This is a genomic window from Kitasatospora sp. NPDC041917, assembly GCF_055589745.1.
Map to the genome: position 1 here is coordinate 85,844 of NZ_JBVJBI010000014.1, position 24,548 is coordinate 110,391.

The 24,548-nt window shown below is 73.3% G+C and carries 25 protein-coding genes; 10 read left to right on the forward strand and 15 right to left on the reverse strand.

Annotated features, from left to right (window positions below; all coding sequences use genetic code 11):
* Positions 1-105: 105 nt before the first annotated feature.
* Together ACZ6EM_RS19290 and hemL are read right to left on the reverse strand one after the other, a co-directional pair.
* Complete coding sequence (locus ACZ6EM_RS19290) at positions 106-756, reverse strand: histidine phosphatase family protein (RefSeq protein ID WP_359902904.1); 651 nt, start codon at positions 754-756, stop codon at positions 106-108.
* A 74-nt stretch (positions 757-830) separates the two neighbouring features.
* On the reverse strand, positions 831-2,159 hold the full coding sequence (gene hemL, locus ACZ6EM_RS19295) for a glutamate-1-semialdehyde 2,1-aminomutase (protein WP_380351288.1): 1,329 nt from the start codon (positions 2,157-2,159) through the stop codon (positions 831-833).
* Positions 2,160-2,598: 439 nt separating this feature from the next.
* Between hemL and ACZ6EM_RS19300 the strand changes: the two genes are divergently transcribed.
* Positions 2,599-3,081 (forward strand): hypothetical protein, encoded by a 483-nt coding sequence (locus ACZ6EM_RS19300; RefSeq protein WP_380542117.1) that lies wholly within the window; start codon positions 2,599-2,601, stop codon positions 3,079-3,081.
* 58 nt (positions 3,082-3,139) lie between these two features.
* Here the strand turns inward: ACZ6EM_RS19300 and ACZ6EM_RS19305 are convergent, their stop codons facing one another.
* From ACZ6EM_RS19305 to ACZ6EM_RS19325, 5 genes are all read right to left on the reverse strand, one after another.
* Positions 3,140-4,579 (reverse strand): DHA2 family efflux MFS transporter permease subunit, encoded by a 1,440-nt coding sequence (locus ACZ6EM_RS19305; protein ID WP_401046590.1) that lies wholly within the window; start codon positions 4,577-4,579, stop codon positions 3,140-3,142.
* 95 nt (positions 4,580-4,674) lie between these two features.
* Entirely contained in the window at positions 4,675-5,166 is a 492-nt protein-coding gene (locus ACZ6EM_RS19310; protein ID WP_401046586.1) for a MarR family winged helix-turn-helix transcriptional regulator, read from the reverse strand.
* A gap of 63 nt (positions 5,167-5,229) precedes the next feature.
* Positions 5,230-6,519, reverse strand: a complete 1,290-nt coding sequence (locus tag ACZ6EM_RS19315; RefSeq protein WP_380542126.1) for a glycosyltransferase family 39 protein — start codon at positions 6,517-6,519, stop codon at positions 5,230-5,232.
* 199 nt (positions 6,520-6,718) lie between these two features.
* Positions 6,719-8,392 carry an RICIN domain-containing protein gene (locus ACZ6EM_RS19320; protein ID WP_401054534.1) on the reverse strand — a complete coding sequence of 558 codons (1,674 nt, stop codon included), beginning with the start codon at positions 8,390-8,392 and terminating at the stop codon, positions 6,719-6,721.
* Positions 8,393-8,634: 242 nt separating this feature from the next.
* Positions 8,635-8,874, reverse strand: coding sequence for a chaplin (locus ACZ6EM_RS19325; RefSeq protein WP_401054532.1), 240 nt, complete (start codon positions 8,872-8,874; stop codon positions 8,635-8,637).
* 496 nt (positions 8,875-9,370) lie between these two features.
* Here ACZ6EM_RS19325 and ACZ6EM_RS19330 point away from each other — a divergent pair, with 496 nt between their 5' ends.
* From ACZ6EM_RS19330 to ACZ6EM_RS19340, 3 genes are all read left to right on the forward strand, one after another.
* A complete protein-coding gene (locus ACZ6EM_RS19330; RefSeq protein ID WP_401054531.1) occupies positions 9,371-9,613 on the forward strand; it encodes a chaplin in 243 nt (80 codons plus the stop codon).
* A 110-nt stretch (positions 9,614-9,723) separates the two neighbouring features.
* Entirely contained in the window at positions 9,724-9,993 is a 270-nt protein-coding gene (locus ACZ6EM_RS19335; protein WP_401054529.1) for a chaplin, read from the forward strand.
* A 113-nt stretch (positions 9,994-10,106) separates the two neighbouring features.
* The gene (locus tag ACZ6EM_RS19340) at positions 10,107-10,484 is read left to right on the forward strand and encodes a hypothetical protein (protein ID WP_452179050.1); all 378 of its coding nucleotides are present in this window, start codon (positions 10,107-10,109) and stop codon (positions 10,482-10,484) included.
* Positions 10,485-10,574: 90 nt separating this feature from the next.
* Here the strand turns inward: ACZ6EM_RS19340 and ACZ6EM_RS19345 are convergent, their stop codons facing one another.
* The gene (locus tag ACZ6EM_RS19345; protein ID WP_401045648.1) at positions 10,575-11,240 is read right to left on the reverse strand and encodes a hypothetical protein; all 666 of its coding nucleotides are present in this window, start codon (positions 11,238-11,240) and stop codon (positions 10,575-10,577) included.
* A gap of 299 nt (positions 11,241-11,539) precedes the next feature.
* Here ACZ6EM_RS19345 and ACZ6EM_RS19350 point away from each other — a divergent pair, with 299 nt between their 5' ends.
* The 3 genes from ACZ6EM_RS19350 to ACZ6EM_RS19360 all read left to right on the forward strand — a co-directional run bounded on the left by ACZ6EM_RS19350 (position 11,540) and on the right by ACZ6EM_RS19360 (position 12,796).
* Positions 11,540-11,884 (forward strand): rodlet layer protein, encoded by a 345-nt coding sequence (locus tag ACZ6EM_RS19350; RefSeq protein ID WP_359902775.1) that lies wholly within the window; start codon positions 11,540-11,542, stop codon positions 11,882-11,884.
* 85 nt (positions 11,885-11,969) lie between these two features.
* Complete coding sequence (locus tag ACZ6EM_RS19355) at positions 11,970-12,314, forward strand: rodlet layer protein (protein ID WP_380542147.1); 345 nt, start codon at positions 11,970-11,972, stop codon at positions 12,312-12,314.
* Between the two features lie 212 nt (positions 12,315-12,526).
* Positions 12,527-12,796, forward strand: a complete 270-nt coding sequence (locus tag ACZ6EM_RS19360) for a hypothetical protein (protein ID WP_359902770.1) — start codon at positions 12,527-12,529, stop codon at positions 12,794-12,796.
* 79 nt (positions 12,797-12,875) lie between these two features.
* Here the strand turns inward: ACZ6EM_RS19360 and hemB are convergent, their stop codons facing one another.
* From hemB to ACZ6EM_RS19395, 7 genes are all read right to left on the reverse strand, one after another.
* Positions 12,876-13,856, reverse strand: coding sequence for a porphobilinogen synthase (hemB, locus tag ACZ6EM_RS19365; RefSeq protein ID WP_401045645.1), 981 nt, complete (start codon positions 13,854-13,856; stop codon positions 12,876-12,878).
* A gap of 68 nt (positions 13,857-13,924) precedes the next feature.
* Entirely contained in the window at positions 13,925-15,574 is a 1,650-nt protein-coding gene (locus ACZ6EM_RS19370) for a bifunctional uroporphyrinogen-III C-methyltransferase/uroporphyrinogen-III synthase (RefSeq protein ID WP_359902764.1), read from the reverse strand.
* A complete protein-coding gene (gene hemC / locus ACZ6EM_RS19375; RefSeq protein WP_452179961.1) occupies positions 15,571-16,578 on the reverse strand; it encodes a hydroxymethylbilane synthase in 1,008 nt (335 codons plus the stop codon). Before hemC ends, ACZ6EM_RS19370 begins: the two co-directional genes overlap by 4 nt.
* Positions 16,579-16,619: 41 nt before the next feature.
* Entirely contained in the window at positions 16,620-17,960 is a 1,341-nt protein-coding gene (locus ACZ6EM_RS19380) for a glutamyl-tRNA reductase (protein WP_401045640.1), read from the reverse strand.
* Between the two features lie 25 nt (positions 17,961-17,985).
* On the reverse strand, positions 17,986-18,882 hold the full coding sequence (locus tag ACZ6EM_RS19385; protein ID WP_401045653.1) for a redox-sensing transcriptional repressor Rex: 897 nt from the start codon (positions 18,880-18,882) through the stop codon (positions 17,986-17,988).
* Between the two features lie 107 nt (positions 18,883-18,989).
* Entirely contained in the window at positions 18,990-19,745 is a 756-nt protein-coding gene (locus ACZ6EM_RS19390; protein ID WP_401045637.1) for a 3'-5' exonuclease, read from the reverse strand.
* A 172-nt stretch (positions 19,746-19,917) separates the two neighbouring features.
* Positions 19,918-20,211 (reverse strand): glutaredoxin family protein, encoded by a 294-nt coding sequence (locus tag ACZ6EM_RS19395; RefSeq protein WP_359902750.1) that lies wholly within the window; start codon positions 20,209-20,211, stop codon positions 19,918-19,920.
* A gap of 104 nt (positions 20,212-20,315) precedes the next feature.
* On the opposite strand from ACZ6EM_RS19395, the gene ACZ6EM_RS19400 reads away from it, so the two are divergent.
* The 3 genes from ACZ6EM_RS19400 (at position 20,316) to ACZ6EM_RS19410 (ending at position 24,398) form a co-directional block, all read left to right on the forward strand.
* Positions 20,316-21,380 (forward strand): HAD family hydrolase, encoded by a 1,065-nt coding sequence (locus ACZ6EM_RS19400; RefSeq protein WP_465772839.1) that lies wholly within the window; start codon positions 20,316-20,318, stop codon positions 21,378-21,380.
* 635 nt (positions 21,381-22,015) lie between these two features.
* Entirely contained in the window at positions 22,016-22,843 is an 828-nt protein-coding gene (locus tag ACZ6EM_RS19405) for an ECF subfamily RNA polymerase sigma factor, BldN family (RefSeq protein ID WP_401045651.1), read from the forward strand.
* Between the two features lie 265 nt (positions 22,844-23,108).
* Complete coding sequence (locus ACZ6EM_RS19410; protein WP_452179960.1) at positions 23,109-24,398, forward strand: DUF5667 domain-containing protein; 1,290 nt, start codon at positions 23,109-23,111, stop codon at positions 24,396-24,398.
* Positions 24,399-24,548 lie beyond the last annotated feature (150 nt).

The following is a 24,548-nucleotide window of genomic DNA, read 5'->3' on the forward strand; positions in this document are numbered from 1 at the left end:
ACCCCCTCTGACCTGCGACGAAATCGGGTCACCCGGCATCTGCCAGGTGACCCGAAGTCATACTTACACGCCGCTTACGGAGGCGGGGCGGCGAAGGTGCGGAGGCTAGGCGCCGAAGCTCTTGCCCACCGGCTTGTCGCCCTTGCGGCCCTTGCCCACCAGGTGCGCGGGCAGCAGGTCGCGGGCCGGCTCGCGGTAGCCGACGGAGACGATCCTGTCGCCCTCGAAGGTGAAGCTGGTCAGCGAGGCCAGCGAGCACTGCCGGTTGCGCGGGTCGTGCCAGAGCCGGCGGCGCTCCACGAAGGAGCGCAGGGTCCAGATCGGCAGCTGGTGGCTGACGCAGACCGCCTCGTGCCCGCGCGCGGCGTCCCGGGCCGCGCCGAGCGCGCCCATCATCCGCACCGCCTGGTCGAGGTACGGCTCGCCCCACGAGGGCTTGAACGGGTTGGTGAGGTACTTCCAGTAGCCCGGGTTCCGCAGCGAACCGTCGCCGACCCCGAAGGTCTTGCCCTCGAAGACGTTCTCCGCCTCGATCAGCCGCCCGTCCGCCGCGACGTCCAGGCCGTGCGCCTCGGCGATCGGCGCGGCGGTCTCCTGGGCCCGCTCCAGCGGGGAGGCCACCACGTGGGTGATGTCCCGGCCGGCCAGGTCCTCGGCGACCCGCTCGGCCATCTTCCGGCCCAGCTCGGACAGGTGGTAGTCCGGCAGGCGCCCGTACAGGACGCCCTCCGGGTTGTGCACCTCGCCGTGCCGCATCACGTGGACGACGGTGATCTCTTTGGCGCTCACTTCTCGACTACTCCTGGGAATCGGGTTCGGGCCGCGACGGGTCAGGCCGTGGCGGCGGCAGCGGCGCGCGCGGCGGCCGGCAGGGCGGCGGCGATCCGCTCGATCGCCCGCTCGTCGTGGGCCGCCGAGACGAACCAGGACTCGAAGGCGGACGGCGGCAGGTAGACGCCCGCGGCCAGCATCGCGTGGAAGAAGGCGGTGAAACGGTACGCCTCCTGGGTCCTGGCCTCGTCGTAGTCGGTGACCGGGGCCTCGGTGAAGAACACCGAGAACATGTTCCCGGCGGTCTGCAGCCGGTGGGCCACGCCCTCCTTGGCGAGCGCGTCGGTGACCAGGCCGGAGACCTCGGCGGCGACCTTGTCCACCGTCGCGTACACCTCGTCGGTGCAGCCGCGCAGCTGGGCCAGGCCGGCCGCGGTGGCGATCGGGTTCCCGGACAGGGTGCCCGCCTGGTAGACCGGGCCGGCCGGGGCCAGGTGCGCCATCACGTCGGCGCGGCCGCCGAAGGCCGCGGCCGGGAAGCCGCCGCCCATGACCTTGCCGAAGGTCAGCAGGTCCGGCGCCCAGCCCTCGTTCGCCGCCTCCAGGCCGTACCAGCCGGCCTTGGAGACGCGGAAGCCGGTCATCACCTCGTCGGAGATGAACAGCGCGCCGTTCTCCCGGCAGAGCCGGGCCAGGCCGCCGTTGAAGCCGGGCAGCGGCGGGACGACGCCCATGTTGCCGGGCGAGGCCTCGGTGATCACGCAGGCGATCTCGCCCGGGTGGGCGGCGAAGGCCTGCTCGACGGCGGCCAGGTCGTTGTACGGCAGCACGATGGTGTCGCCGGCCTGGGCGCCGGTGACGCCCGGGGTGTCCGGCAGCCCGAAGGTGGCCACGCCGGAACCGGCGGCGGCCAGCAGCGCGTCCACGTGACCGTGGTAGCAGCCGGCGAACTTGACCACCTTCGCCCGGCCGGTGAAGCCGCGGGCCAGCCGGATCGCGGACATGGTGGCCTCGGTGCCGGAGGAGACCAGGCGGACCTGCTCGACCGGGGCGACCCGGCCGACGATCTCCTCGGCCAGCTCGACCTCGCCCTGGCCGGGGGTGCCGAAGGAGGTGCCCTTGGAGACGGCCTGCTGGACGGCGTCGATCACCGCGGGGTGCGCGTGGCCGAGGATCATCGGACCCCACGAGCACACCAGGTCGACGTACTCGCGGCCGTCGGCGTCGGTCAGGTAGGGGCCGGTGCCGGACACCATGAAGCGCGGCGTGCCGCCGACCGCGCGGAAGGCGCGCACCGGGGAGTTGACGCCGCCGGGCGTCACCACGGAGGCGCGGTCGAACAGCGACTGGGACTGGGGGGCTTCGTAGGGGTAGCTCACAAAAGACATGGTCTCAAATCGTGTCCTCACGCTCTGCATGTCCGACCCGATCATCTGGAACGATGATCCGGGCACCGTTGTCTGTACGGTTGTCCGTACAGCAGGGGCCGCTGACTGCACCGGACCGGGGACCAGTCAGACTGTGTACACAGAGTGCACGGGCGTTCCGGTTTGTGTGCAGGGGTGTGGAGAGGACTGCCGCGTACCGCGAGTGGGTACGGCGGCGCATGACGGGTAAGGAGCACGTCCGGTGGGCGCCGGATGTGCGGGGGTCTGTCGATTCCGGCGAATTCCGGTGAGGATGGTCCGAGTGTCCGAGGCGCAGGACGGCTACGACGAGGCTGCGGGGGGCTCCCGCAGGCCCGCCGAAACCGCACGCGGGGGTACGGGAGCGGGTACGGGTCGTGGTCGTCGCGGCGGTGAGAGGCGGGGTGAGGGACGCGTGGGGGTGACCTACAAGTACTTCGGGGCCCCGGACCGCGCGACCGCCGCCAGAGTTCCCACCGCCCTCGGCCCGGGCGGACTCGGCCTGGAGGCCGGCGAGCTGGGCTCGCTGGGGCGGCTCGGCGACCTGATGGAGACCAGCGGCTCCCCCACCGGCCACCTCTCCACCAAGATCAAGCCGGAGACGATGAGCGCCATGGTGCTCACCGGCATCCAGGGCGTGCCGCTGCACCAGGTGCCGCCGCTGGAGCTGGTCGTGCTGCACCCCGACTACGCCGTCGTCCAGCTGCCCCACAACGTCGTCGAGCCGTTGCGCAAGGCCGACGAGACGGAGCTCGGCGCCGCCGCCTTCATCTGGTCCACCGTGCCGGACCGGCGCGGGCCGCGGGACGCGTTCGTGATCTACAGCATGCTGCACGAGTGGCAGGACTTCGCCAACCGGCTGCACGAGGCCGGGCACCAGCTGTACTGCCTGGTCTGGCCGTGACGCCCGGCCCCGGCGCGCTGTTCGAACGCGGGCCGGGGCGGGGCGGGTTGGCTGACCGTCAGTTCTGACGCCCGGTCGGCCGCAGGACGGTGGCGGCGAGCAGCAGGGCCACCGCGAGGAGTCCGGCGGCGACCGCGAAGGCGAGGCGGAAGCCGCCGGCCAGGGCGTCCGCGGCGGGGTGCCCGGCCGCGGTCAGGGCGGCGGTGCGGCCGCTCGCGAGGGTGCCGAGGACGGCGACCCCGAGCGCGCCGCCGACCTGCTGGGTGGTGTTGAACAGGCCGGAGGCGGTGCCCGCGTCCTGCGGTCCGGCGCCCGACATGCCGAGGACCGCGAGCGTGGACAGCACCAGTCCGCCGCCCGCGATCAGCAGCATGGTCGGCAGCAGGTGGACGACGTAGTCGGCGTCGGCGGGCAGCCGGACCAGCAGTCCGAGCGCGGCGAGCAGCATGGCGAGCCCCGCGAGCAGCACGGCGCGCTCGCCGAACCGGGCGCTCAGCCGGGCCGAGAGCAGCAGCGACACCGCGCCGATGGCGGCCGCCGCCGGCAGCATCGCCAGGCCGGTGGCGGCGGCGCCGTAGCCGAGGACCTGCTGCAGGTAGAGCGCGACCATGATCTGGAAACCGAACATCCCGGAGATGGTCAGCACCTGCACGGCGTTGGCGCCGGAGACGTCGCGCGAGCGGAACATCCGCAGCGGGAGCAGGGGTTGGGCGGCCCGGGCCTGCCGGAGCAGGAAGCCGGCCAGCAGCGCGAGCGAGAGCGCGCCGAGGCCCAGGGTGCGGGCCGAGGTCCAGCCGTGCTCGCCGGTGCCGACGATGGTGTAGATGCCGAGCATCAGGGCGGCGGTGATCAGCACGGCGCCGAGCACGTCGGCGCCGGCCCGCAGGCCGGGGCCGCGGTCGGACTCCAGCAGCCGCAGGGAGAGCAGGACGGCGGCCAGGCCGAGCGGCAGGTTGATCAGGAAGATCCAGTGCCAGTTGAGCGCCTGGGTGAGCACCCCGCCGAGGACCTGGCCGATCGAGGCGCCGGCCGCGCCGACGAAGCTGAACGCGCCGATCGCCCGGCCGCGCTCGGCCGGCTCGGGGAAGAGCGTGACGATCATGCCGAGGCTGACGGCGGAGGCCATCGCACCGCCGACGCCCTGGAGGAAGCGGGCGGCGATCAGCGCCTGCTGCCCGGTGGCGACGGCGCAGAGCAGCGAGGCGGCGGTGAAGAGGGTGAGCCCGGCGACGAACATCCGCCTGCGGCCGATCAGGTCGCCGAGCCGGCCGGCCAGCAGGAGCAGGCCGCCGAAGGCGATCAGGTAGGCGTTGACCGTCCAGGTGAGGCCGGCGGGCGAGAAGTGCAGGTCGCCCTGGATCGCGGGCAGCGCCACGGTGACGATCGAGCCGTCCAGGACGATCATCAGCATTCCCGCGCAGAGCACCGCGAGGGCGAGGGTGCGGGAGCGGGCGGTGGCGGGGGCCGGCGTGGGCGCGGCCGGGGCGTGCGTGGTCATGGCGGTTCTCCCGGTTCGTCGAGTACCGGGTAGGACGCTATCAGATCGTTTTGTTCGGGACTATCTATCTCGGGAGCAGCTTGGGGTCGGGGCGGTCAGCCCCGCGAGCGGCGGGCACGGCGGACGGTGCGCTCGACCTCGACCGGTTCCGCGAGGTGGCCGTCCACCAGGCGGGTCAGGGCCGAGACGAACACGTCGCGCTCCGGCCGCGGCAGCGCCTCCAGCAGTTCGCGGTGCACCCGGTCGGCGATCGCGGTGCCCTGCACCACGGCCCGCTCGCCCGCCTCGGTGACCGAGACGATCCGGGCCCGCCGGTCGGTCGCGGACGGGCGGCGCTCGGCCAGGCCCGCCTTCTCCAGCTCGTCGACGGTGACCACCATGGTCGTCTTGTCCAGGTCCGCCAGCTCGGCCAGCTGGATCTGGGTGCGTTCGGACTCCTGCGCGTGGAACAGCACGCAGTAGGCGCGCGGGGTGATCCCGAGCTCGGTGAAGGCGGCCGCCATCCGGGTGGCCAGCACGTGGCTCGCGTGGTCCATCAGCCCGGAGATGTCGCGGATCTGGCGCACGGGCGGCGGGGTCGTCGTCATACGTCCGAGGTTAGCAACGGCCCGTCTGCTCCCGGATGATCCCGTAGCCAACCAACGCCGGGTCTACGGGATGCCCAACTCGAACAGCGCATAGCCCGCGTACCAGCCCGCCGCGAGGACGGGCATCGCCAGCAGCCAGGCCAGCGAGGAGAGCCGCACCCGGCGCAGCGCCACCGCCAGGCCGATGCAGAGCGGGAAGGCGGGCAGCAGGTAGCGCGAGATGTTGCCGAAGATCTGGTTGGTGCTCAGCGCGGTGAAGATGGTGAGCCCGGTGTAGACCCACAGCACCAACGGCGGCCGGGTGCGCCACAGCAGCAGCACCAGCCCGGGCAGGGCGATCAGCAGGCCGATCGCGATCAGGTCCGGGACGGGATTGGCCTGCCAGTAGGTCCAGTGGCCGGTGATCACGTCCCTGATCGTGCGCAGGGTGGAGGAGCCGCCGTCGAAGTAGCGGTTCCAGGCGCCCTGCTGGAGCTTGAAGTAGCCGCCCCAGTCGCCCATCTTCCAGCCGACCCAGGCGACGTAGCCGAGCAGGCCCCAGGGCGTGATCAGCATCGCGGTCAGCGGACGGGCCACCCCGTCGGTGCGGCGGACCAGCGCGACCAGCGCGGCGATCGAGACGGCGGCGATCAGCACCGCGGCGGTCGGCCGGTTGAGGCCCGCCACCAGCGTCAGCACACCGGCCGCGAGCCAGCGGCGGGTCATCACGCAGTAGCAGGCCCAGGCGGACAGCGCGACGAACAGCGAGTCCGAGTAGACCGCCCACTCCACGCCGGAGCCCGGGAACAGGCCCCAGAGCACCGCCGCGATCACGCCCGCCCGGAAGCCGCCGAGCCGCTCGGCGATCGCGAAGATCCCCGCCGCCGCGACCAGCGAGGCCAGCACCGAGACGACGATCCCGGAGCCGTACGGGCCGAGCCCGGTGACCGCGCCGACCAGCCGCATCAGCCAGGGGTAGAGCGGGAAGAAGGCGGCCGAGTTCTCGTAGTAGGTCGCCAGCGGGAAGCCGTGCAGCGGGATCAGCTGCGGGTTGTACCCGTTCTCGGCGATCCGCTGGTACCAGACGCCGTCCCAGGTGCCCAGCACGTCCCAGGGATTGGCGCCGCCGCCGCGGCCCGGCTGCTTGTTCAGGTAGTCGCCGGTGTGCGAGAGCAGCAGCATGAAGACGGTCACGCCGATGGCCTTGACCACCGCGTACGCGCCCAGCGCGGGCGCGAAGCGGTCCACCAGCGCCCCGAACCGGCCGGGCTCCCGGCCGGTCCGTTCCTCGGGGGTCTCCACCGGCTCCGCTCCGGGCGCCGCGGGCGCTCCGGACTGGGTGCTGGACGACTCAGTGCTCGATGCCGTGCTCATCTGGTCTGGGTACTCCCCGCCCCGCTCGTGGTCCGCGCGGCTCCGGCGCAACGATTTTCCCGTGAGCCTACGGCACGCCCCCGAACCGAGGCCCCCTGGTGCCCCCGGAGCCCTGTCCGGCACCGTGCCACCCGTGCCGAGGACCACGCCGTCGCCGCCCGGTCGGGGGCGGCGACGGCCTGGGCGCGTGCGGGGTGGATCAGCCGTGGACGTAGACGATGCCGAGCTTGGTGAGCTGCCAGAGCTGGTTGGCGGCGCCGGTGTCGGTGGCGAGTTCGACGTACGGGTTGCCCTTGGCGTCGAGGGTGCTGCCGGCGGCCAGGACCTTGCCGCGGTCCTGGGAGTCGGCGATCTTGTAGCGGCCGTCGCCGGCCGGCGTGAACACCCAGTGCTGGTTGCCGCCGCCGTTGCAGCCCCACTGCTGGATCCGGGTGCCGGGGGCGGTGGAGCCGGCGTTGGCGTCCAGGCACATGTTCCGGTTGCCGCTGAAGTCGAGCTCGTAGCTGCCGCCCGCCTTGGCCTCCAGGACGAAGGACTGGTTGAGCCCGCCGGTGGCCGGATAGGTGATCGCGGGCCGCCCGTTGGTGGAGTCGCCGTAGCTGCCGCCGCCGGTGAGGTCGAGCGCGTTGCCGCTGGCGGCGTTGGTCAGCTGGTACCAGGCGCCGTCCTCGGGGACGTCCCCGAACGGCTGTCCGGGCGTGAGCGGCTGGATCGAGGTGGTGTTCTGCTGGTTGAGCGTGCAGTACGCCTGCGCCAGCTCGGTCCGGGCGTAGAACTGGCCGAGGCAGACGCCCTCGCCGCGGTAACCGGCCACCCTCAGGTGGTACGACTGGCGGACCATGTTCATGCACAGCCCGGGGATGCCGATCTGCGAGTCGCAGCCGTTGCGCACCCACTCGGAGAGGTTGATGACGTCCCCGTTGGAGTACTCGTACGGGGAGGACGTCCACTCCGCGCAGACCTCGTGCCCGAAGGCGACCCGCCGCTGGTCCAGGTACCGGACGCCGGGCACCTGCTCGGCCGCGCCGCGCAGCGCGTCACTGAGTGTCGGCACCACCCAGTTGTGGCCCCAGGCGAGGTCCTCGGGGAAGGCCGGGCAGCCGTCGGCGACCTTGCCGAGGTAGTCGTTGCGCCGGATGTCCGGGGTGATCGGGTTGAAGTACGACTGGTAGACCAGCTGGTACGAGGAGTCGGCGTAGCCGGCCTTGCGCATGGTCTGACGGATGTTCTGGAGCGCGGCGACCACCTTGGGCTGGACGCCCTTGGCGCGCCGGCGGATCTCGTCGCTGCCGATGGTGTCCCGGCAGCCCTGGTCCTTGGGGATCGGGAAGTACTGCGCCAGGCAGTGCATCATGATCCCGCTGAAGTCGAAGTCGTCGTTGGCGCCGATGGTGACGACGACCATCCTGACGTCGTACTTGGCCGCCGTGTCGGCCAGCTTGACGTCCTGCTTGGGCTCGCCGAAGTCGCCGCTGCCGGGGCCGGTGACCTTGGCCAGTTCCGGGTCGCTGACCAGGTCGCCGGTCTGGGCGCCGGAGCAGGCCAGGTCGATCGGGGTGACCCCGGGGATGTCGGTGACGAAGATCTCCGACTTGGGGTGGCGGTGGCAGTAGTTGGTGGGGCTGTCCGTCTCCGGGAAGTAGCCGTCGTTGGTGTCGGTGCCGGCGCCCTCCCCGGAGATGGCGCTGTCGCCGAGGGCGACGATCGCGGCCGGACGGGTGGCCGCGGGCGCGGCCGGGGCGGGGTCGGCCAGGGCGGCGGGGGCGCCGGCCAGGCCGAGGGTGGCGAGGAGGGCTCCGGTGGCGAGCAGTGCGGCGCACCGGGACGCACCCGTACGCGTTCGCCGTGCCGCCGGCAGGGGTGACCTGATCACACGCGACTCCTTGCGGGGGTGGGGACCGCCCTGGCGGGGAGCCGAGCGGTGCGGAGCAAGAGAGGAGCAGGAAAGGTGAGCAGGTCTCGCATTCTAGGTACTGACAAGTAACGCAACAAGACTCGTGACACCGCCGGGAACCGACGGACCGACACGTTCACGGCACAACGAAGAGCCGCCGCCCCGCGCCCCAGGAGGGAGGCGCGGAACGGCGGCTCGCACCGGCCGAACCGGGTGCGGGCTCAGCCCACGTTGGCGCACTTGTTGCCGAACGCCGGGTTCAGCAGGCCGATGATGTCGATGGTGTTGCCGCAGACGTTGACCGGAACGTGCACCGGGATCTGGATCTGGTTGCCGGAGACGACACCGGGGGAACCGGCGGCGACGCCCTGGGCGCCGGAGCTGGCCATCGCGGAACCGGCGCCGGCGGCCACGATGCCCACCACGGCCGCGCCGACGGCGGCGGTCTTCTTGATGCTCATACGAGCCTCCTGACTGTTCGACAGATATGCACGGGGAGTGCGACATCTAGAACGAGACCCCACCGGACCGGTTGCGACGGTCCCGGCACTGTCACCCATCCGGCGCAACGGCGCCGCGGACCGGGCATTCGGGTGATCGGAGGGTCGGACCGTTTCCCCCCGCACGGTGCCTCGTTCTCCCTGACGGAACCCGGTCTCCACCGGCCCCCGCGCGGCGGGCCTCCCAGAACCCGGCGTCCGGCAACCCGTGCCGGAACGCCCGACCGGAATTCCACCTGGTCGCGCCTTTGTCCGAAGCCTTTCCCGGCCGTGCGGGAATCGTTTCGGGGGGCACTGCGACCCGGCAGTCACGGCCACGCCCGAGCCATGGGCGGAACACGCCGATATGCGCCGACCGAGTGACAATCACGGCAATCCCTGAAGCCTTCGGGTGAGTATTCGCGCTCGCCCGACTCCCGACATTCCCATTCCGTCGGGCAGAAATCGGAGGAATGACATGCGCAACTTCAAGAAGGCCGCCGTCCTGTCCCTGGCCGCCAGCGGCCTGGTGCTCGGTGCCGCCGGCGGTGCGGTCGCCAGCTCGGGCGCCGAGGGCGTCGCCGCCGGTTCCCCCGGCGTGCTCTCCGGCAACCAGATCCAGGTGCCGATCCACATCCCGATCAACCTGTGCGGCAACAGCATCGACATCATCGGCCTGCTGAACCCGGCCTTCGGCAACACCTGCGTCAACGCCGGCTGAACCCGCGGTCGCCGCACCGGCGACAGCCGATTCACCGAGCCCGTGCCGCGCCCCGCAGCGCCGGGGCGCGGCACGCTCCACCCGTGTGTGATCGAGGAGATCAACCCCCCATGCAGAACATGAAGAAGGCCGCCGTCCTCTCCGCCGCCGCTGCCGGCCTGGTGCTGGGCGCGGCGGGCTCCGCCGCCGCCAGCGCGGGCGCCGAGGGCGCGGCCGTCGGTTCCCCCGGTGTCGTCTCCGGCAACCAGATCCAGGTCCCGGTGCACGTGCCGATCAACCTGTGCGGCAACTCCATCAACGTGGTCGGCCTGCTGAACCCGGCCTTCGGCAACGCCTGCGCCAACGTCGAGGCCCACCCGCAGCCCGCGGACGACTGCTGATCCCCGATCGGCACGTGTTCCGGCCGTCCTGCCCCCCGACCAGTCGGCCGGGGGGCAGTTCGGCGTCCCCGGACAGCCGTCCGGGATCCCCGATCCACCGAAGGGTGATCACGATGGTTTCGCAGAAGAACGCGGCCGCACTGGCCGCCGCCGTGGGTGCCGCGGTGCTGCTCGGCGCCGGTTCGGCGCAGGCCGCCACCGCCCCGGGCGAGGCCCCGGCCGGCCCGGCCACGCTGACCAAGACCGACCTCGGCCAGGCGCTGGGCGGGACGACCACCGGCCTCGGCTACGGCATCGCGCCGATCAAGAGCCTGCGGCTGGACCCGTGGGCGAACTCCTCGGCCGACTTCCTCAACAACGGCGCGGCCCTCCAGCCCGACCAGGGCCTGCCCGCCGTCGGCACCGGGACGCTGACCGGCCCGCTGAGCGCCGGCGGCGGCGTCAAGGACCTCCCGCTGGTCGGCGGGCTGACCGGCCTCCTGCCGGGCTGAGCCCCCGGGCGCGCGGGAGCCCGGCACCCCGGCCGCGCGGCCGGGGTGCCGGGCTCCCGTCCCGGGCGCGGTGCCCGGGACGGAACCGGGTCAGAGCTGGGTCAGGCCCGTCAGCCCGGTCGTCCGCACCACGCCGGTGGCGGTCCCGGTGGTGGTACCGGCCAGGGCGGCCGCCGTGTCGGTGAGGGAGAGCCGGCTGTCCTCGCCCCCGAGGCTGGCCTTGGCCCCGGGGACCACCTGCACCGCGCCGGAGACCAGGCGCGGGTCGATCTCGTCCACCTTCAGCCGGCCGTCGGCGAGCTGGCCGGCGCCGTCCTGGGCGAGCGAGAGCGGCTTGCCGAGGGTGAGCCCCGGGGTCCTGGCGTGGAGCGGCGCGGCCGGGGCGTCCAGCAGCACCTTGCCGAGGTCGGCGCCCTGGTCGACCAGCGGGATCGGCAGGTCGGCCTTGGCGCTCGGGCCGACCCTGCCGGTGGTCAGCTGGGGAAGGATCTGCTCCGGGAGCAGCGCGCCACCGCCGCTGGTGGTCCGGTCGGGCGCCGGCGGCATCAGGAGCGAGGTCGGGATGCCGGCCGTGAGCCGGCTGCCCAGCGGGGCGAGCGGGATGTCCGCCGGGACCTGCTGGGTGGCCAGCGCGTCCTCCAGCGCGCCGACCTGGTCGGGGCCGATCGGGGTGGCGGCGCCGGCCGCTCCTTGGGAGGCGAGCACACCGGCACCGACCGCCAGCAGCATCGCGCCGGCCCGCTGGGAGAACTTCATGCTTTTCACCGTTCTGCTGTCCGTACTGGGGATCACTGGGAAGGGCTGCGGGGCCGCAACCGGAAAGCGATCTGCTCAACGAGTGACCGGGAGTGCGGATTGCGGCCGTTAACCGGTTCGGAGTAATAATCCGATCGGATTCCCTCCGCCGTCGTGCCTCCGGGACTCTTTTCAAAAATCCCCGTAACCTTCCGTGCCGTCGTTCTTTGATCTGGACGTCAGTGACTGCAGACCGGGTCTGAGCGTTCTCAGCGTTGTACGCACGGAATCCAAAGAGCATTTCAGAGAGGGATCTCGCCATGATCCAGAAGTCCTTCGCCGCCGCCGGCCTGGCCGTCGCCGCGCTGGCCGGTGCCGCCGCGCCCGCCTCCGCCATCGGTGACGCGGACGGCGCCGCCGCCTCCATCGAGGGCAACGGCGGTACCAACTTCACGGGCACGGTCGGGAACAACAGCCCGAACTTCCACTTCCTGGACAACCCGAACATCTGCCTGCCGGAGATCCACAACATCGCGGTCGGCGTGCTCGGCGTGGCCGTCCCGGTCGAGGTCCCGATCGCCAACAACGGCGGCAGGCAGTACTGCACCGTCGGCCAGGGCACCCAGAGCCAGGGCGACGGCGGCGTGTCCCACCTGATCGGCTGATCGGTCGCCGCTCCGTTCTCCCTGCACCACCCTCACGATCCACCTACGAATCGCTCCCCGATTCACCCCGAGAGGAAAACCAGAAATGATCAAGAAGTCCCTCGCCGCCGCCGGCCTGGCCGCCGCCGCCTTCGCGATGTCCGCCGGCTCGGCCTCCGCCATCGTCGACTCGGACGGCGCCGCCACCTCCGTCCAGGGCAACGGCGGCACCAACCACACCGGCACCGCCGGCAACGGCAGCCCGAACAACCACGTTCTGGACAACCCGAACATCTGCCTGCCGGAGATCCACAACGTCGCCGTCGCCGTCATCGGCATCGCGGTCCCGGTCGAGGTTCCGGTCCTGAACAACCAGCCGAAGCAGATCTGCAACGTCGGCCAGAACACCCAGTCCACGGGCGACGCGGGTGTCTCGCACCTGATCGGCTGATCAAGGGGCACAGCACGGTCGGAGGGCCCGGGGAGGAACACCTCCCCGGGCCCTCCGGGCTGTGCGGGCGAAGTGTCCGGCCGGCCGCGCCGCAGCGCGGTCCGGACGGGTGAGCGGCGGGCCGGTCCGGCGCGTGGATCGCCGATCAGGACCGCCGGTTGTGATCACGTGTCAGAGCGCCCGCGGGGCGCTCCCAGAGAGAGGGCAGTTCCATGAAGAGCAAGCTGGCCAAGGCCGCCCTGACCGCCGCCGCCGCACTGGCGCTCGCGGGTGCCGCCACCCCGGCCTTCGCCCACGTCGGCCTGGCCGGCGGCGGCGAGTTCGTCGCCTCCGCCGACCAGCCGTTCGTGGCCGGCGGGGGCTTCGGCGTCGCCCACGCCGGTGACGTCGTCGCCGGAGGCTTCGGCGGCGGTGCCGCCACCTCCACCGACGTGATCGGCGGCGGCGCGGGCTTCGCGCACGCCGGCGACGTGGGCATCTGAGTCCACGGCCTGACAGAAACCCGGAAGGCCGGGTCGCTCCCCCACGGGAGCGGCCCGGCCTTCCGCCGTACGGGGTCCGCTACTTGAGCATCGCGGCGGCTTCGAGGGCCCAGTAGGTGAGGATCTGCTCGGCGCCCGCGCGGCGGATCGAGGTGAGCGTCTCCATGATCATCCGCTCCCGGTCGATCCAGCCGTTCGCGGCGGCCGCCTCGACCATCGCGTACTCGCCGGACACCTGGTACGCGGAGACCGGCACCGGGGAGGCGTCGGCGACCTGGCGCAGGATGTCCAGGTAGGCCATGGCCGGCTTGACCATCACCATGTCCGCGCCCTCGGCGAGGTCCTGCGCCAGCTCGCGCAACGACTCGCGGGCGTTGGCCGGGTCCTGCTGGTAGGTCTTGCGGTCGCCCTTGAGCGAGGAGCCGACGGCCTCGCGGAACGGGCCGTAGAAGGCCGAGGCGTACTTGGCGGTGTAGGCGAGGATGCCCACGTCCTGGTGCCCGGCCTCGTCCAGCGCCCGCCGGATCACGGCGATCTGGCCGTCCATCATGCCGGACGGGCCGACCAGGTGGACGCCGGCGTCGGCCTGAACCCGGGCCATCTCGGCGTAGCGCTCCAGGGTGGCGTCGTTGTCGACGCTGCCGTCCGCGGCCAGCACGCCGCAGTGGCCGTGGTCCGTGTACTCGTCCAGGCAGAGGTCCGACATGACCACCAGGGAGTCGCCGACCTCGGAGACCACGTCCCGGATCGCCTGCTGGAGGATGCCGTCCGGGTTGGTGCCCTCGCTGCCGATCGCGTCCTGCACCTGCGGGACGCCGAACAGCATGAGGCCGCCCAGGCCCGCCTCGGCCGCCTCCACCGCGGCCCTGCGCAGGGTGTCCCGGGTGTGCTGGACCACGCCCGGCATCGAACTCACCGGGACGGGCTCGCTGACGCCCTCGCGGACGAACAGCGGCAGGATCAGCTCCGCCGGGTGCAGCCGGGTCTCGGCCACCAGGCGGCGCATCGCCGGGCTCCGGCGCAGTCGGCGCGGGCGTACGTACGGGAATTCAGCGGACACGGCTTCTCTCTCCGAACGGTTGTGCAGTGCCGGGGGCGACGGTCGGCCGCCCCCGGCCATGAGGGGTGTCAGCGGGCCTTGCGGCGCGAGCCGGGACGGCGCTCGCTGGGCCGGTAGACCGGCTCACCGGCGGCCGTCGCGGTGTCGCGGCGCTTGGCCCCGAAGTCTGCCAGCGCCTGGGCCAGCGCCGCCGCCGACGGCGCCGGGGCCATCACGTCGACCCGCAGGCCGTGCTCCTCGGCGGTCTTGGCGGTGGCCGGGCCGATGCAGGCGATGACGGTCACGTTGTGCGGCTTGCCCGCGATGCCGACCAGGTTCCGGACGGTCGAGGACGAGGTGAACAGCACCGCGTCGAAACCGCCGCCCTTGATCGCCTCACGGGTCTCGGCCGGCGGCGGCGAGGCGCGCACCGTCCGGTACGCCGTCACGTCGTCGACCTCCCAGCCGAGCTCGACCAGGCCGGCCACCAGGGTCTCGGTGGCGATGTCGGCGCGCGGCAGCAGCACCCGGTCGATCGGGTCGAAGACCGGGTCGTACGGCGGCCAGTCCTCCAGCAGGCCGGCCGCGGACTGCTCGCCGGAGGGCACCAGGTCCGGCTTCACGCCGAAGTCCACCAGGGCCTGCGCGGTGGTCTCGCCGACCGCCGCGACCTTGATCCCGGCGAACGCGCGGGCGTCCAGGCCGTACTCCTCGAACTTCTCCCGGACGGCGCGCACCGCGTTCACCGAGGTGAAGGCGATCCACTCGTAGCGACCGGTGACCAGGCCCTTGATGGCCCGCTCCATCTGCTGCGGGGTGCGCGGCGGCTCGACCGCGATGGTCGGCACCTCCTGCGGCACCGCACCGTACGAGCGCAGCTGCTCGGACAGGCCGGTGGCCTGCTCCTTGGTGCGCGGCACGAGGACGTTCCAGCCGAACAGCGGCTTGGTCTCGAACCACGAGTGCGAGGCCCGGTGGGCGACCTGCTCGCCCACCACGGCTATCACCGAGGTGGCCGGGTCGACCGGGGCGGAGACCGGCGAGGGCAGCACCCGGGCGGCCTTCAGGTCGGCCGCGATGCCGGACAGGGTGGAGGTGAAGGTCCGCTGGCGGGTGGTGGTGCCGGAGAGCGTGGCGCTCAGCGCCGACTCCGGCTTGCGGCCGCACGCGACCAGGGCGGTGGCGGTGGCGGGCAGCTGGCCCAGGGTGGTGCGGACCACCAGCGTGGTCTCCGGCGCGCCCAGGTCCACCGGGCTGCCGGCCAGCAGCGCGGCGCCGTCCACGAAACGCACGTCGGTGCCGGACCCGGCGCGCAGCGGGACGCCCGCGTACGCCGGGACGCCGACCGACTGGGCGACGCCCGGGATCACCTCGAACGGGATCCCGTCGCCCGCGCAGCTGAGCATCTCCTCGGCGGCGCAGCCGTCCAGGCCGGGGTCGCCGTCGACGGTGCGGACCACGTGCTTGCCGGAGCGGACGGCCTCGGCGACCAGCTTGGCCAGGTCGAAGTCGGTGCCCTCGGCGGCGGGGGCGTGCACCTGCACGCCGGCCGGACAGTGGCTGCGCACGGCGGCGGCGGTCAGCGGGTCGGCGACCAGCACGTCGGCGGTGGACAGCACCTCGACCGCGCGCAGGGTCAGCAGGCCCGGGTCCCCGGGGCCCGCGCCCAGGAAGGTGCACCGTCCGGTGGCGGGCTGTCCCACCGGGAACAGGGCATCGGTGGCGGTGGTGGGGCTCATCGGGCTCGCTCCCCCATCAGGGCGGCCGCGCCCGCGGCGAGCAGCCGGTCAGCCAGCGCGCGGCCGAGGGCCACCGCCTGCTGCTCGGCGGTCTCGTCGAGGACGATCGGACCGTTGGCGGACATCTTCAGCAGGGCGGTTCCGTCGGGGTCGCCGACCACGCCGTCCAGCCGCAGTTCGTTCTCCCGGCCCCAGGTGGCCAGCGCGGCCACCGGCGCCGAGCAGCCGGCCTCCAGGGTGGCCAGCAGGGCGCGCTCGGCGGCCACGGCGACCCGGGTGGGGGCGTGGTCCAGCGCCGCGAGCGCGGCGGTCAGCCCGGTGTCGGCGGTGGTGCACTCGATCGCGAGCGCGCCCTGGCCGGGGGCGGGGACCATCACCTCGGTGTCGAGGTGCTGGGATATCTCGGCGCTGCGGCCGAGCCGGTTCAGGCCGGCCGTCGCCAGCACCACCGCGTCCAGCTCGCCGCTGGTCACGAAGCCGATCCGGGTGTCCACGTTGCCGCGGATCGCGACGGTCTCCAGCTGCGCGCCGCGGGCGTTGGCCCAGGCGTTCAGCTGCGCCATCCGGCGGGGCGAGCCGGTGCCGATCCGGGCCGGGCGGCCGGCGCCGGCCAGCTTCTCCACCAGCTCCTCCAGGGCCAGGCCCTCGGTCGCGACCAGGGCGTCCCGGACGTCCTCGCGCTCGGGGACGGCGGCCAGCACCAGCCCCCGGGGGGCGGCGGTGGGCAGGTCCTTGAGCGAGTGCACGGCGAAGTCGATCCGGCCCTCCAGCAGCGCGTCGCGCAGCGCGGAGACGAACACCCCGGTGCCGCCGATCTGCGCCAGCGACTCCCGGGAGGTGTCGCCGTAGGTGGTGATCTCGACCAGCTCGACGGCGCGCCCGGTGACCCTGGTCACCTCGCGGGCCACCATGCCCGACTGCGCCATGGCGAGGGCGCTGCGCCGGGTGCCGAGCCGCAGGGCCGCGGTGGCCGAGGGCTGCTCCGTGATCGGTTGACCATTCATGAGGTGATCGTCCCGGTGGTACTCGTGGGATGGCTGACGGTTCATCTGGTGCCCCCGGCCGAGGGCTGGGGCGCCCCGCCGACGGGCGTGCCCGACACGGCGTGCACGGCCGCCGGGTCGAGGTCGAACAGTTCGCGCAGCGCCTCCGCGTAGGAGGCGCCGCCCGGCTCGGCGGCCAGCTGCTTCACCCGGACGGTCGGGGCGTGCAGCAGCTTGTCGACGACGCGGCGGACGGTCTGGGTGATCTCGGCGCGCGAGCGCTCGTCCAGGTCGGGCAGCCGGGAGTCCAGCCGGCCGAGCTCGGCGGCGACCACGTCGGAGGCCATCGAGCGCAGCGCGACCACGGTCGGCGCGATCCTGGCGGCCCGCTGGGCGGCGCCGAAGGCGGTCACCTCGTCGGAGACGATCCGGGTGACCTGGTCGACGTCGCCGGCGCCGGGGCTGGCGGCGTGCGCGTGGGAGAGGCTCTCCAGGTCGACCAGCAGGGCGCCGGGCAGCTCGTGCACGGTGTGGTCGACGTCGCGCGGCATGGCCAGGTCGAGCAGGGCGAGCGGCTCGGGAGACGTACGGGAGGCGACGGCGGCGGCCACGTCCTCGGCCTTGATCACCACACCGGCCGCGCCGGTGCAGGAGATCACCAGGTCCACCTCGGCGAGCGCCTCCGGCACCTTGGCCAGGTCCAGGACCGAGGCCACGTCCGGGCCGAGGATCTCGACCAGCCGCTCGGCGCGGGCCGGGGTCCGGTTGGCGATCAGCAGGTCGGTCACGCCGGAACGGACCAGGGTGGCGGCGGCCAGCGAGCTCATCGAGCCGGCACCGACCACCAGCGCGCGCTTGCCGGCGATCTCGCCCGCGCCCGCCGCGACCTGCTCCAGGCCGAAGGTGACCAGCGACTGGCCGGCCTTGTCGATGCCGGTCTCGCTGTGCGCGCGCTTGCCGACCCGCAGGGCCTGCTGGAACAGCTCGTTCAGGCCGCGCCCGGCGGTGTGCTCCTCCTGGGCCTTGGCCAGCGCGTCGCGCAGCTGGCCGAGGATCTGGCCCTCGCCGACGACCATCGAGTCCAGGCCGCAGGCCACCGAGAAGAGGTGGTGGACGGCGCGGTCCTCGTAGTGGACGTACAGGTGGGAGGTCAGCTCCTCCAGGTCCACCCCGCTGTGGTGGGCCAGCAGCAGCGACAGCTCGGCGACACCGGCGTGGAACTTGTCCACGTCCGCGTACAGCTCGATCCGGTTGCAGGTGTTCAGCAGCGCGGCCTCGCCGACCGTCGCGGTGGCGGCCGCGTCGTGCAGCAGCCGGGTCGGTACGTCACCCGTCAGCGCGGCGCGCTCCAGTACCCCGACCGGGGCGGTGCGATGGCTCAGCCCTACGACGAGAAGGCTCATGCCCGCCCCCCACAGCTCTCGGTGTTCATGCGGGCATCACCGCGGAGAGATCCCCGTCGCCGCCCTTGGCGGACTTCCCCTTGGTCTGCTCGGCCTGGTCCTTGGCCGCCGACTCGACGGTGCTCCGGGGCTTGCCGCTGCCGCCGGCCGCGCGGCGCAGCTTGGCGGCGGCCGCCCGGACCGGACCGGGGGCGCGGTCCAGCACCGACTCGGCACGGTCGTCCGGCTCCTCGCCGGCCTTGCGCTGCTCGTGGAAGGCGAGGATCTGGAGCTCGATGGAGAGGTCCACCTTGCGCACGTCCACGCCGTCCGGGACGGTCAGCACGGTCGGGGCGAAGTTCAGGATGCTGGTGACGCCGGCCTCCACCAGCCGGTCGCACACCTGCTGGGCGGCGCCGGGCGGGGTGGTGATCACGCCGATGGAGACGTGCTGGCTCTCGACGATCGACTCCAGCTCGTCCATGTGCCGCACCGGCAGTCCGGCCGCGGTGGAACCGACCACGTTGGGGTCGGCGTCCAACAGGGCGGCCACCCGGAAGCCGCGGGAGGCGAACCCGCCGTAGTTGGCGAGCGCGTGGCCGAGGTTCCCGATGCCGACGATGACGACCGGCCAGTCCTGGGTCAGGCCGAGCTCGCGGGAGATCTGGTAGACGAGGTACTCGACGTCGTAGCCGACGCCGCGGGTGCCGTAGGAGCCGAGGTAGGAGAAGTCCTTGCGCAGCTTGGCCGAGTTCACGCCGGCCGCGGCGGCCAGCTCCTCGGAGGAGACGGTCGGCACCGAGCGCTCGGAGAGCGCGGTGAGGGCCCGCAGATAGAGGGGCAGGCGGGCGACTGTCGCCTCCGGGATGCCCCGGGCACGCGACGGTCGGCGCGCGGCGCCCTGGTCGGGCGTCTGCGAACTGCTCTGTGGTGATCGGCCGATTGCCACGGTGCTCCTGTGGGTGAAGCTGGGCTTTGGCAGCCAGGCTATGCGTTTGTGAACGTGTGCACAAAGATGGTGTCCGTTTTGTCCCTACACAGTGATGCGCATCACGCCATCGACCGCATAGCACCGGCCCGGGTCAGCACGACCTCCGGGGCTCGCGAACCGGGCAGCCAGGGGCCGTACGGGGCCTCCCTGCGCAGCAGCGGGACGCCGGCGCCGGACAGCCGGGAACGGGCCCGCCCCAGCCGGGGCCAGGGCACCTCGGCGGCCTCGCGCAGCGGGCCGGTCCAGTCGCCCGGCGGGCAGGACGGGGCACCCAGGCAGTGCCGCAGCAGCTCGGCGGTCACCCGGGCGTCGCCCAGCGCGGTGTGCGCCGGGTACCAGCCGAGGTCCGCCGCCTCCGCACAGGCCGCCAGGCCCTGGCCGCGGGCCTGCGGCAGGTGGGCGCGGGCCAGCCGCATCGTGCACAGCAGCGGCACGGGCGGCAGCGGCACCCCGATCCGGGCGAACTCGCGATCCAGGAAGGCGTGGTCGCAGCTGACGTGGTGACCCACCAGCACCCGGCCGGCCAGCAGCTCCAGCAGCCGCGGGGCGATCTCCCGGAAGCGCGGGGCGCCCTCCACGTCGCACTGGCGTATCCGGTGCACATGGGTCGGACCGACCGGGCCCAGCGGATCCAGCAGGGTGGCGAACTCGCCCTCGGGACGCAGCCGCTCGTCGAGCAGCACCACGGCCACCTCGACCACCCGGTGCCGCCACGGGCTGCGGCCGGTCGCCTCCACGTCCACCACGGCGAAGCCCCGGGGGACCGTCCGGGGCTCCGGGGCTCCGGACACCCCGAGGGCAGGACCGGGAAGCATGGCGCACTCCTCGTGTGCTCAGCCCCCCACGGGCGCAAACGCGTTCGATCGTAAGCCGACCAACCCGCCCCGCCCCACGCCGGAACGGAGTGTCTTTGGCAACGATTCGGCGAACCTCCCCCGCCGATCGGCGGGGGGTCGGTACACGGACGAACGCCGGGTCAGGCCCCGCTCAGCCGCCGAGGGCAGTGCGCAGACGGCGCTCGTCGACCCGCCAGAAGTCGTGCTGGCGACCGTCGATCAGGGTGACCGGAATCTGCTCCCAGTAGCGGCGGTACAGCTCCTCGTCCTGGGTGATGTCCCGCTCCTCGAAGGACGCCCCCAGCTCGCCCGTCACCCGGAGGATCACCTCGCGGGCCTCGTCGCACAGGTGGCAGCCCGGCTTGCCGACCAGGGTCACGGTCCGGTCCGCGGGCTCGGGGCTCTTACGTCGCAGCAGTGGGCTCACCACCCCATTCTCCGCCATGGCACCCGCCCGCCCGGGGGCGCCCGGCACCCGGTGGAGCTGTTCACCTCGCGGGCACGGCTCCGTCACGGTCGCCGCGCGCCCGGCTGGCTATCCTCGATGACATGGCCGTGCTCAGAAGGCTCACCCAGGCAAGGCGTTCCAGCAGCGAGCGGAGCGCCCTGGCCGGCGAAGCCGCGGCCGAGGCGGCCGAGGCCGCGCTGCGGGCCGAGCCCGGGCCGGACGGCACCGCGGGGCCGGACGGCACCGCGGGGCGGGACGCCGGCACCGAGCCGGACGGCACCACCGGAACGGACGGCAGCACCGAGCCGGACGCGCCGGCCGCGGCGAAGCCCGGCAAGGCCCCCAAGGTCCCCAAGGCCTCGACCGAGAACCACACCCCGGACCCGGACGACCCCCGCGCCGCCGCCTTCTTCGACTGCGACAACACCATCCTGCGCGGCGCCGCGATCTTCTACCTCGGCGTCGGCCTCTACCGCCGCGGCTTCCTCACCCGCCGCGACATCGCCCGCTTCGCCTGGCAGCAGGCCTGGTTCCGGCTGCACGGCACCGAGGACCCGGACCACATCTCCGACGCCAAGCAGTCCGCCCTCGGCATCGTGGCCGGCAAGCCCACCGCCGACCTGGAGGCGATCTGCGAGGAGATCTTCGAGGAGGTCGTGGCGGACAAGATCTGGCCCGGCACCCGCGCCCTGGTCCAGATGCACCTGGACGCCGGCCAGCGGGTCTGGCTGGTCACCGCCGCCCCGCTGGAGGTGGCCAGGATCATCGCCCGGCGGCTCGGCATGACCGGCGCGCTGGGCACCGTCGCCGAGGCCCGGGACGGCCTGTACACCGGCCGGCTGGTCGGCGACCTGCTGCATGGCCCGGCCAAGGCCGCCGCCGTCCGCGCGCTGGCCCGGCGCGAACGCCTCGACCTCGACCGCTGCGCCGCCTACAGCGACTCGGCCAACGACATCCCGATGCTCTCGCTGGTCGGCCACCCGTACGTGGTGAACCCGGACGGCGCGCTGCGGCGCCACGCCCGGACCCAGGGCTGGCGGGTGCGGGACTTCCGGACCGGGCGCAAGGCGGCCCGGGTGGGGCTGCCGGCCGCGGCCGCGCTCGGGGTGCTGGCCGGCGCGACGGCGGCCGGGGTGGCGCTGAACCGGCGCAGGCGCCGCTCCTGAACCTCCCGCGCCGGGGGCCGCGCGGGCTCCCGAAGGCCGCCGGGGGCGCGCCCGAGGGCCGCCCGAAGACGGTCGGGAGGTCGCCGGCGGGTCGTCGGAACGCCGTCGGGACGCCGTCGGGACGGGCTCGCCCCGGCGGGTGAGCGGGCGTCAACAAGGCCTCTGACCTGGCCCCTCTTACGGGCGAACTCCCCTGCACCGCAGGGTGGTCCGAGTCACCTGCACGAACCTGTCGCCCGGTGACCGGTTCTGATCGTTCGCCAGGCCGGGAAAGTCAGGGGTTGCCGAGCCCCAAGGCTGGGAAACCGCCCCTCAGGCCGCCGAATTGGTCACCCTGAGCGCCTGTTCGATCACGTTGAGCCGGATGAACGATGACAGCTCCGGTCAGTGTCAGCCGAATATGCACAACAAATGGATCCCAAACGACCACTTCGACCACACGGTGTAGCTGTCATTGCACAAAGCGTTATTCTCTCCTGGATGCACGTCACCACGCGTCCCGCTCGAACGGACGCTTCGGGGAGTGCTCTCCGCGCAGGCGGAGGTGATCCGTCCACAGTTCTGCCTCTGGGAGTCCCGTGTACCCACCCGTCCGGAACGACGCGCCTGCACCCTCCCGCCCGTCGTCCGCGTCCCTGCGCCCCCGCACCGGCCTGCGCGGTCGGCCGACCGCCGAGCGGCAGATCTCCACCGGCCTGACCCTGTTGCGCACCCTGCTCCGCAGCCAGTTCGCCGTCCTGCCCCAACTCGCGCCGGCTGGAGGATCGTTCGTCCAGCCCCAGCCCCAGCCGCCCGGCCCGGCGCTGCGCACCACCGCCGCCGGCTCGGCCGGCACCGGCTCGCGCGGCCGCACCGGCAGCGCCGGCGCCGGCCGGGGCCGCGCCCGGACGGCGCCCAACCCCGGCTACGAGACCGAGCACAACCCGATCATGGAGCTGGTCGAGCGGGCCCAGGCCGGCGAGAGCGAGGCCTTCGGGCGGCTCTACGACCACTACGCGGACACCGTCTACCGCTACATCTACTACCGGGTCGGCAGCCGGGCCACGGCCGAGGACCTCACCAGCGAGACCTTCCTGCGCGCCCTGCGCCGGATCGGCACCTTCACCTGGCAGGGCCGGGACTTCGGCGCCTGGCTGGTCACCATCGCCCGCAACCTGGTCGCCGACCACTTCAAGTCCAGCCGCTTCCGGCTGGAGGTCACCACCGGCGAGATGCTGGACTCCAACGAGTGCGAGCGCAGCCCGGAGGAGTCGGTGCTGGAGTCACTCTCCAACGCCGCCCTGCTGGACGCCGTGCGCCGGCTCAACCCGCAGCAGCAGGAGTGCGTCACCCTGCGCTTCCTGCAGGGGCTCTCGGTGGCCGAGACGGCCCGGATCATGGGCAAGAACGAGGGCGCCATCAAGACCCTCCAGTACCGCGCCGTCCGCACCCTGGCCCGGCTGCTCCCGCCCGACGCGCGATGAGCCGTGCCGAGGACGGCCCCGGTGCCATACGGCACGGCCGTCCGTCACCGTTCGCGCCCGGCCGACACGTCAGAGTGAACGGTCGGTCCGATGATCAGCCGTGCGTAACCGACCGCCCGCACCACTCGTTGGCCAACGTGCAAGCCCCCACCAGGCGTACGGTCAAGTCGAATTGCGGCCTATCACCCGATGGAGTGGCTTTGGCCAGCCAGGGCAACCGTCCGGCAGGCCAGGGTGTCGACAACGACGAAGGGAGGTGTGGCCCGTGACGGCAAACGTGCTGGAGCACCGGCGGGCGAAGGCCTTCGCCGAGGCGCTGGAGGCCCACCAGGCAGAGCAACGCGCTGCGGCCAACGCCGAATCGGACAACGCCGCCGCCACCGGCGCCGGTCCGGTCGCGATGGCCGAACTGGTCGGTCTGACCGACGCGCTGGGGGCGCTGCCCGGGCCGGTGCTGGACCGGGAGGTCCGCACGGTCCAACGCGCCCAGCTGATGGCCGCGTTCGAGCAGGCCTTCGCCGGCGGGACGGGCACCCCGGTGCCCCGGCAGCGCCGCCACCGGGCGATCCGGACGGCGCCGCGCGGCCGCTGGAGCCGCCGGTTCGCGATCGGCGGGCTGGTCGCCGGGCTCGCCGTCGGCAGCCTGACCGGCGCCGCCGCGGCCAGCGCCAACGCCCTCCCCGGGGACACGCTGTACGGCCTCAAGCGCGGGCTGGAGGGACTCCGGCTCGACTTCGCCGGTTCCGACTCCGAGCGCGGCGAACTGCTGCTCGACAACGCGGCCACCCGACTCGGCGAGGCCAAGACCCTGGTCGGCCGCACCGGCCCGGCCGGCGGCCTCAGCCCGGCCACCGTCGAACAGGTCCGCCGCGCCCTGGACGACATGCACACCGACGCCCTCAGGGGCCGCGAGCTGCTGCGCTCGGTCTACCGCAGCAACGGCTCGCTCGACCCGATGCGGGCGCTGGCCGGCTTCGCCCACGACGAGGACGGCCGGTGGAGCGAGCTGCAGGGCCGACTGCCCGTCCAGCTCACCCAGCAGGCCGACCTGGTGAACCGCCTCTTCGACGACATAAGCGAGGACGTCGCGCCCCTGCGCCTGGTCCTGCCCCCCGCTCAGAGCGGTGGCGCGGCCGGCTCCGGAGCGGGCGACGGCTCCTCCCACTCCACCGACGGCTCCCCGGCCGGCTCCCCCGCGGCCGGATCCGGCACCACGGCCGGCACCGACCGGGCCCCGGGCTCCGTCGGCAACCGCCCCGGCGCCCCCGAGCACGCCCCGGCCAACCCCGGCTCCGGCGCCTCCGGGACCGGGGGCAAGGGCGGTGTCCTGCCGGACACCCTGCCCAGCAGCGCCCCCGACGCCGTCAACGGCCTGGTCGGCGGCCTCACCAGCGGCCTCACCGGCACCAAGCCCTCGCCGAGCGCCGACGCGGCCCCGCAGCAGGCACCGCAGCAGGCCACGCCCGGCGCCCCGAACGCGGCCCAGCCGCAGGGCGTCGAGGTGCCCCCGCTGCTCCCGGACCTGTTGCCCGGGCTGCGCATCCTGGGCGGCTGACGGCAGGGCGGTGGGGGCCCGGCGGAGTGCGATATCCGCCGGGCCCCCGCCGTACCCGGGTCCTTCCGTGGCGCCCCGGCTCCACGGAAGGACCCGGGCCTCCTCGGCCGAGCACCGCCGGCAGAGCACCACCGGCCGAACACCACCGGC

What these genes read in the sequence shown, in the direction of transcription:
- ACZ6EM_RS19290 (WP_359902904.1), bottom strand. Translation starts at nt 756, where the DNA reads ATGCGGCACGGCGAGGTGCACAACCCGGAGGGCGTCCTGTACGGGCGC.
- hemL (WP_380351288.1), bottom strand. Translation starts at nt 2,159, where the DNA reads ATGTCTTTTGTGAGCTACCCCTACGAAGCCCCCCAGTCCCAGTCGCTG.
- ACZ6EM_RS19305 (WP_401046590.1), bottom strand. Translation starts at nt 4,579, where the DNA reads ATGACCACGCACGCCCCGGCCGCGCCCACGCCGGCCCCCGCCACCGCC.
- ACZ6EM_RS19310 (WP_401046586.1), bottom strand. Translation starts at nt 5,166, where the DNA reads ATGACGACGACCCCGCCGCCCGTGCGCCAGATCCGCGACATCTCCGGG.
- ACZ6EM_RS19315 (WP_380542126.1), bottom strand. Translation starts at nt 6,519, where the DNA reads ATGAGCACGGCATCGAGCACTGAGTCGTCCAGCACCCAGTCCGGAGCG.
- ACZ6EM_RS19325 (WP_401054532.1), bottom strand. Translation starts at nt 8,874, where the DNA reads ATGAGCATCAAGAAGACCGCCGCCGTCGGCGCGGCCGTGGTGGGCATC.
- ACZ6EM_RS19330 (WP_401054531.1), top strand. Translation starts at nt 9,371, where the DNA reads ATGCGCAACTTCAAGAAGGCCGCCGTCCTGTCCCTGGCCGCCAGCGGC.
- ACZ6EM_RS19335 (WP_401054529.1), top strand. Translation starts at nt 9,724, where the DNA reads ATGCAGAACATGAAGAAGGCCGCCGTCCTCTCCGCCGCCGCTGCCGGC.
- ACZ6EM_RS19340 (WP_452179050.1), top strand. Translation starts at nt 10,107, where the DNA reads ATGGTTTCGCAGAAGAACGCGGCCGCACTGGCCGCCGCCGTGGGTGCC.
- ACZ6EM_RS19345 (WP_401045648.1), bottom strand. Translation starts at nt 11,240, where the DNA reads ATGAAGTTCTCCCAGCGGGCCGGCGCGATGCTGCTGGCGGTCGGTGCC.
- ACZ6EM_RS19350 (WP_359902775.1), top strand. Translation starts at nt 11,540, where the DNA reads ATGATCCAGAAGTCCTTCGCCGCCGCCGGCCTGGCCGTCGCCGCGCTG.
- ACZ6EM_RS19355 (WP_380542147.1), top strand. Translation starts at nt 11,970, where the DNA reads ATGATCAAGAAGTCCCTCGCCGCCGCCGGCCTGGCCGCCGCCGCCTTC.
- ACZ6EM_RS19360 (WP_359902770.1), top strand. Translation starts at nt 12,527, where the DNA reads ATGAAGAGCAAGCTGGCCAAGGCCGCCCTGACCGCCGCCGCCGCACTG.
- ACZ6EM_RS19370 (WP_359902764.1), bottom strand. Translation starts at nt 15,574, where the DNA reads ATGAGCCCCACCACCGCCACCGATGCCCTGTTCCCGGTGGGACAGCCC.
- hemC (WP_452179961.1), bottom strand. Translation starts at nt 16,578, where the DNA reads ATGAATGGTCAACCGATCACGGAGCAGCCCTCGGCCACCGCGGCCCTG.
- ACZ6EM_RS19380 (WP_401045640.1), bottom strand. Translation starts at nt 17,960, where the DNA reads ATGAGCCTTCTCGTCGTAGGGCTGAGCCATCGCACCGCCCCGGTCGGG.
- ACZ6EM_RS19390 (WP_401045637.1), bottom strand. Translation starts at nt 19,745, where the DNA reads ATGCTTCCCGGTCCTGCCCTCGGGGTGTCCGGAGCCCCGGAGCCCCGG.
- ACZ6EM_RS19395 (WP_359902750.1), bottom strand. Translation starts at nt 20,211, where the DNA reads ATGGCGGAGAATGGGGTGGTGAGCCCACTGCTGCGACGTAAGAGCCCC.
- ACZ6EM_RS19400 (WP_465772839.1), top strand. Translation starts at nt 20,316, where the DNA reads ATGGCCGTGCTCAGAAGGCTCACCCAGGCAAGGCGTTCCAGCAGCGAG.